Origin of the sequence: Paracoccus sp. (in: a-proteobacteria), from assembly GCF_030536915.1 — a bacterium.
GTDB lineage: Bacteria > Pseudomonadota > Alphaproteobacteria > Rhodobacterales > Rhodobacteraceae > Paracoccus.
Genome location: NZ_JAUNPC010000125.1, coordinates 1 through 6,121 on the forward strand (window position 1 = coordinate 1; position 6,121 = coordinate 6,121).

The 6,121-nt window shown below is 67.7% G+C and carries 4 protein-coding genes; 3 read left to right on the forward strand and 1 reads right to left on the reverse strand.

Annotated features, from left to right (window positions below; all coding sequences use genetic code 11):
* Nucleotides 1-168 precede the first annotated feature (168 nt).
* Both Q4F04_RS14300 and Q4F04_RS14305 read left to right on the forward strand, forming a co-directional pair.
* Nucleotides 169-1,374: a 3-deoxy-D-manno-octulosonic acid transferase gene (locus tag Q4F04_RS14300; protein ID WP_303370477.1), complete on the forward strand. Its 1,206-nt coding sequence runs from the start codon at nt 169-171 to the stop codon at nt 1,372-1,374.
* Between the two features lie 59 nt (nt 1,375-1,433).
* A complete protein-coding gene (locus tag Q4F04_RS14305; protein WP_303370478.1) occupies nt 1,434-1,856 on the forward strand; it encodes a DUF1178 family protein in 423 nt (140 codons plus the stop codon).
* 64 nt (nt 1,857-1,920) lie between these two features.
* Here the strand turns inward: Q4F04_RS14305 and Q4F04_RS14310 are convergent, their stop codons facing one another.
* Nucleotides 1,921-4,011: a Hint domain-containing protein gene (locus tag Q4F04_RS14310; protein WP_303370479.1), complete on the reverse strand. Its 2,091-nt coding sequence runs from the start codon at nt 4,009-4,011 to the stop codon at nt 1,921-1,923.
* An 894-nt stretch (nt 4,012-4,905) separates the two neighbouring features.
* Between Q4F04_RS14310 and Q4F04_RS14315 the strand changes: the two genes are divergently transcribed.
* Nucleotides 4,906-6,121 (forward strand): aspartate kinase (locus tag Q4F04_RS14315; RefSeq protein WP_303370480.1); only part of this gene is annotated, 1,216 nt, incomplete at its 3' end.

Here is a 6,121-nt window from a genome sequence, read left to right on the forward strand (position 1 = left end):
GCCGAGGTCGTCACTCCCGCCATGCTGGCCGAGGTCTATGGCGTCGAGGCGCGGGTCGAGCGTTGCTCTCGCGGCCGTCTCATGGTGCTGATCGACGGCGAGACCGCCTGAGCGGTCTGCATTCCCCGCGCGCCGGCTGGCCTGCGCCCGTTCCACGAGGTGTCCTTCATGATCTACCGCGCCGCCACCACCCTTGCCGGAGCGGCGCTGCGCGGCGCGGCCCCGCTGGCGGGCGCGGCCTTGCGCGAGCGGCTGGTGCTGGATGCCCCGCCCGCCTCGGTCGAGGGCGGCATCTGGGTCCATGGCGCGAGCGTCGGCGAATTTAATTCGGCCCGTGCGGTAATCGCGGCCCTGGCCGCCGAACGCCCGCTGCTGGTGACGGCGAATACCGAGACCGGCCGCGCCGTGGCGCAGGGCTGGGGTCTGCCCGCGCGGCTGGCCCCCTTGGACGTGCCGGGGGCCGTCGCCCGCTTCCTCGACGCCGCCCGGCCCGCGCTGATGCTGACGGTCGAGAACGAGATCTGGCCCAACCGCGCCGCCTTTGCGCGCCGCCGCGGCATCGCGCAGGCGGTGATCGGGGCGCGGATGTCGGAACGCTCGGCCCGGCGCTGGGGCAGGGCGCGCGGTCTCATCGGCCCGGTGCTACAGGGGCTGGACCTCATGTCGGCGCAGGATAAGGGGACCGAGGCGCGGCTGCGCGCGCTCGGCCTGCCGGAAGGAGCGATCGCGCCCCGGCTGAACCTCAAGCTGCTCGGCCCCGCCGCGATCCGGCCGCCTGAGGACGCGCCCCGACGGGACCGCGTCTGGCTCGCCGCCTCGACCCACGAGGGCGAGGAAGCGCCGGTCCTTGCCGCCCATGCGGCGCTGCGGAAACGCTTTCCGGGGCTGCGGCTGATCCTCGCCCCCCGCCACCCCCGCCGCGCGGACGAGGTGGCCCGCCTGATCGCCGCGCAGGGCTTCGAGGTCGCGCGCCTGGGCGACCGCAGCATCGCCGAGGCGGGCGAGCCGCCGGTTCTGCTGGTCGACCGGCTGGGCGTCATGGCAGACGCCTACAGGGCGGCGGGCACCTGCCTGACCGGCGGTTCCCTGTCCGACCGCGGCGGCCATACCCCGTGGGAGCCCGCCGCCTGGCGCTGCGCGCTGCTGCACGGGCCGCATGTCGCGAATTTCAGCGCCGATTATGCGCTGCTGGGCGCGCAGGGGGCGGCCCGGCAGGTCCGGGCAGAGACGCTGGGGGGCGAGTTGGCCGCGATCCTGTCCGATCCCCCGCGTCGTCATGCAATGGGGCAGGCGGCGCGGCAGGCGCTGGACGCCGCCGCGCCCGATCCGGCCCCCCTTGTCGCCCGGCTGCTGGCGCTTGCGCCGCCCCCCTGATCCGCCTTCCGCCGCCTTCGGGGAATGCCTATATTCAGCGCCTTGGAGGGTTGATCCGCATGATCCGTTATGCACTGCGCTGCGACAAGGGGCACGATTTCGACGGCTGGTTCCGCTCGGCCGCGGGCTTCGACAGGCTGAACGCGGAAGGGCAGGTGACCTGTTCCATCTGCGGCAGCGCCACGGTCGGAAAGGCGCCGATGGCCCCGGCGGTGCCCTCGCGCGACGAGACGGGCGTGCGGCCGCTCGACCAGCCCGGCTCGGCGCTCGAGGCGGCGATGACGACGCTGCGCCGGCATGTCGAGGAAAACTCCGACTATGTCGGCGAGAGCTTCGCGGCAACCGCGCGGCAGATGCATGACGGCGAGATCCCGCACCGCTCGATCCACGGAGAGGCGCGGCTGGAGGATGCGCGCAAGCTGCTGGAAGACGGCGTCCCGGTTGCGCCGCTGCCCTTCCGCGTCACCCGCAAGCTGAGCTGAGACGCCTTCGGCAATGAAAAAGACCGGCGGGAAGCCGGTCTTTCCCGTGTCATGCCGATGTCCTTCAGGACACCAGCGGCTTGTTGTTCTGGACATGCCGCATCGCCAGCTTGCGCCCCATGCGGCCCGACGCCATCACGCGGGCGGCGGGATAGCTGACGCTTTCGTCCCGCAGTTCGGGGAAGATCGCGAAGATCTCCTCGCGCCCGGCCTCGCCCGCCATGTTCAGCGCATTGCGCCCCGGATGCAGTGATTCCGTTTCCGCGCCGTTCGACCAGACCACCTGATGGTCGTCGAACAGGAAGTGGACGTAATCCACGCCCGCCAGATCCTCGGCCACGTCGATGCCCTCGACCAGCAGCAACTGCTTGGCCGCGACCAGGACCTCGGGCGCGCCGAACAGCCGCTGCGCCAGTTTCGAGCGGACCAGCACCCGGTGCTGCGGCGACACCACCAGGTCGGCCTTGGGCGTGCCGCGGCCCAGCGCGCCCGCGCGGATGCGGATCGGGCTCAGGTTCGGCGCGGCCTCAAGCTCGGCGGCGGTCAGGCGGCGGCGCCCGATCCAGCGGATCGGCTGGGGGCCTGCGTCCCTTGTCGTGACCAGCATCCCGACCCCAAGATCGCCCGCGGGCACGGCGCCCTCGGGCGTCTCGATCAGCGCATCGGCGCTGAAGCAGAGAACCGAGGTGTTGCCGTCGGCCAGCGTGTTCGCCGCGACGGCCGCGCCGTTATATTGCAGCGACATGTTCAGCGTCGGCAGGCCGTTCTGCCCGGTCAGCATGTTCAGTCGGCTGTCGTCGGCCTGGTCGGCCCGCATCCACTCCACCGGGTTCTTGAAGGTGCGGGTCGGATTGGCTGCGTTCCACAGGGCAAGGGTGTCTTCGTTGTAGAAGGCGCTCAGGTCGATGGTGTCGCGCTCGCCCGCCAGATCGCCCGTGTAGAAGTCGAGGATCGTGTCTCCGTCGCGGGCGATGAAGCTGTCCTGACCGCCCCCGCCCACCAGCGTGTTGCTGCCCGCGCCGCCGTCCAGCGTGTCGTTTCCGTCGCCGCCTTCCAGCCGGTCCGCTCCCGCGCCGCCGAACAGGCGGTCCGTCCCTGCGTCACCGACCAGCGAGTCATTGCCGTCGCCGCCTTCCAGCAGGTCGTCGCCTTCGCCGCCCAGCAGCGTATCGGCGCCCGCGCCGCCCTGCAGGATGTCGTTGCCGCTGCCCCCGTCCAGCGAGTCGTCGCCGAAGCCGCCGAGGATCGAATCGTTGCCCTCGCCGCCGAACAGGCGGTCCGCGCCGCCGAGGCTGTCAGCGCCCAAGCTGTCGTCGCCGTAGATCGTGTCGTTTCCGGCATTGCCGTAGATGGCGTCGGCGCCCAGCCCGCCGATGACGGTATCATCCCCGACCCCTGCGATGACAAAGTCGTCGCCCGTGCCTGCATCGATGCTGTCCGCCCCGCCCAGCGAACTGGTGCCAAGGGTATCGTCGCCGTAGATGTTGTCGTTGCCCGTGCCGCCGTTCAGGCTGTCGCCCGCCGCGCCGCCCACGATCAGGTCGTCGCCACCGCCGCCGAAGATGGTGTCGATGCCGCCAAGGCCGGTGCCTGCGGCATCGTCGCCGTAAAGCGAATCATTGTCGGCCCCGCCATCAAGCGAGTCGCGCCCCGTGCCGCCGGTCAGCGTATCGGTGCCCGCACCGCCATAAAGCGAGTCGTTCCCGGCACCGCCATCCAGATTGTCGGCGCCCGCCTCGCTGGCGTTCGCGGTCTGGCTGTCGTTGCCATAACCATAGATCAGGTCATCGCCATTGCCGCCATTGACGACGTCGTCGCCGGTGCCCGCATAGACGGTGTCGTTGCCCTCGCCCGACAGGATCGTGTCGTTGCCGGCAAACCCCTGCACAAGGTCGTCGTTCGTGTTGTTCCGGCCATACCCCGCGGTCGCGTCGTTGTTGTCGATCCTGTCGGATTCGGGATCGCCTGTATAAGCGGCACCAATCGAATCGGCGCCTGCCGTGCCTTCGACCCGCCCGTCGACAAAGGCGTTGGCGGAACGGTCAATGGCAAGGCCATCTGTCGTTGCGCCGCTGGGCAGGCCGCCTACGTTGGTGCCAGTGCCAGCGCTGAAGATAGAGTTGATCCTGAATGAAACCACTGCATCGGAACGCATCGTTTCTTGCAAGTCCGGCAGGTCATTCGACGGCGCGGCAAGAAACAGTTGACCATTTGTTGCCTGAAACAGACGCAGCTCTACGTTCCTGGTCGTGCCATCATGGAACGAGACGGTCGCATTGTAGCGCGTGACTGCGTCAAAGGTCAGTTCCTCGGCAACGCCGTCCTTGTTGAGGTCGACGCGGAACACGTCGTTGGCAATGCTGTTGTTTTGGGCGAGCCCACCACGAATCCCGCCACTGCTCTCGGCAGTTACAGCGTAAATCTCGCGATGAAGTGGCGATCCGGCACTGCCGAAGGTTCGTCCGACGAGTAGGTTCGCCCCCTCGGCTGTCGTGTTTCCCTCCGTCGGATCGATAAAAATCGTCCCGCCTGCTGCGGCCTGCGGAGTCCCGAGGGATATTGCGTTCCACGTCGTCGGCATTAAGAACTCCTTTTCTTGATATCACTTCAGTCCGTTCGATGAGCCATCTCTTGCAAGGGCATCTGCCCTACGCGATTGTTGTTCAGCCCGGCGCTTCGCGGAATGTGACATTGGGCAGATGAGCCCCCGAAGCTGCGTTTCGCGGGCAGTCCCGCATGGAAATGGCGAGCAGGCGACGTATCGCCTGTGCATCAGGGGCAAGGTCCGACGATCGACGAGGCTGAATGAATGCCGTTCCAGCCAGGTGGCCGGATCATGCTTGCTTTCAGACTGCGAACCGCAGATGCGGTCGAATCGTCGGGCGTGATGCCCGTTTAAAGTGAAAAAAACATAGCATTGCTCGTTTAAGCAGAAAACCCTCAAAAACATCGGCTTGCCATCCAGTTGCAAGGATGCCGCACTTGCCCTTGCGCGGGCGCGGCCCTAAGAGCCTGCCGTTCGAAACCTGCGACTGGGGGGCTTGTCTGGATGCCGCTTCTGGTGATGAAATTCGGCGGCACCTCGGTGGCTGACCTCGACCGCATCGCGAATGCGGCCCGTAAGGTCCAGCGCGAGGTCGAACGCGGCTACGACGTCATCGTCATCGTCAGCGCCATGTCGGGCAAGACCAACGAACTCGTGGGCTGGGTCGAGGGCACCTCGCGGCTTTACGACGCGCGGGAATACGACGCCGTGGTCGCGAGCGGAGAGAATGTGACCGCCGGGCTGATGGCGCTGAGGCTGCAGGAAATGGGCGTGCCGGCGCGAAGCTGGCAGGGCTGGCAGGTGCCGATCAACACCACCGCCCAGCACGGCGCGGCGCGCTTCCTGTCGATACCGCGCGAGAACGTGGACCAGAAATTCGCCGAAGGGATGAAGGTCGCGGTCGTCGCGGGCTTCCAGGGGATCGGGCCGGACGGGCGGATCACCACGCTGGGGCGCGGCGGGTCCGACACCACCGCCGTGGCCTTCGCCGCCGCCTTCGGGGCGGACCGCTGCGACATCTACACCGACGTGGACGGCGTCTACACGACCGACCCCCGCATCAGCGACAAGGCCCGCAAGCTGGACCGCATCGCCTTCGAGGAGATGCTGGAACTGGCCTCGCTGGGCGCCAAGGTGCTGCAGACGCGTTCCGTCGAACTGGCAATGCGCTTCAACGTGCGCCTGCGGGTGCTGTCTTCCTTCGATGATACCGACGAAACCAGCGGCACGCTGGTCTGTGCTGAGGATGAGATCATGGAATCCAAGGTCGTTGCCGGCGTCGCCTATTCCCGCGACGAGGCCAAGATCACGCTGGTCACGGTCGAGGACCGCCCCGGCATCTCGGCCGCCATCTTCGAGCCCTTGGCCGAGGCGGGCGTCAACGTGGACATGATCGTCCAGAACATCTCGGAACGCGATTACGAGGATCATCCGGGCGCCGTGACCGACATGACCTTCTCGGTCCCCGTCAACCAGGTGGACCGCGCCCGCAAGGCGATGGAAAAGGCCCGCGAGAACGGCAAGATCGCCTATGACGACTTGGCGGTGGATGCCGACGTGGCCAAGGTCTCGGTCGTGGGGATCGGGATGCGGTCGCATGCGGGCGTGGCCGCGCGCATGTTCCGGGCACTTGCCGACGAAAACATCAACATCAAGGTCATCTCAACCAGCGAGATCAAGATTTCGGTGCTGATCGACCGCAAGTATATGGAACTGGCCG

What these genes read in the sequence shown, in the direction of transcription:
- Q4F04_RS14300 (WP_303370477.1), top strand. Translation starts at nt 169, where the DNA reads ATGATCTACCGCGCCGCCACCACCCTTGCCGGAGCGGCGCTGCGCGGC.
- Q4F04_RS14310 (WP_303370479.1), bottom strand. Translation starts at nt 4,011, where the DNA reads ATGCGTTCCGATGCAGTGGTTTCATTCAGGATCAACTCTATCTTCAGC.
- Q4F04_RS14305 (WP_303370478.1), top strand. Translation starts at nt 1,434, where the DNA reads ATGATCCGTTATGCACTGCGCTGCGACAAGGGGCACGATTTCGACGGC.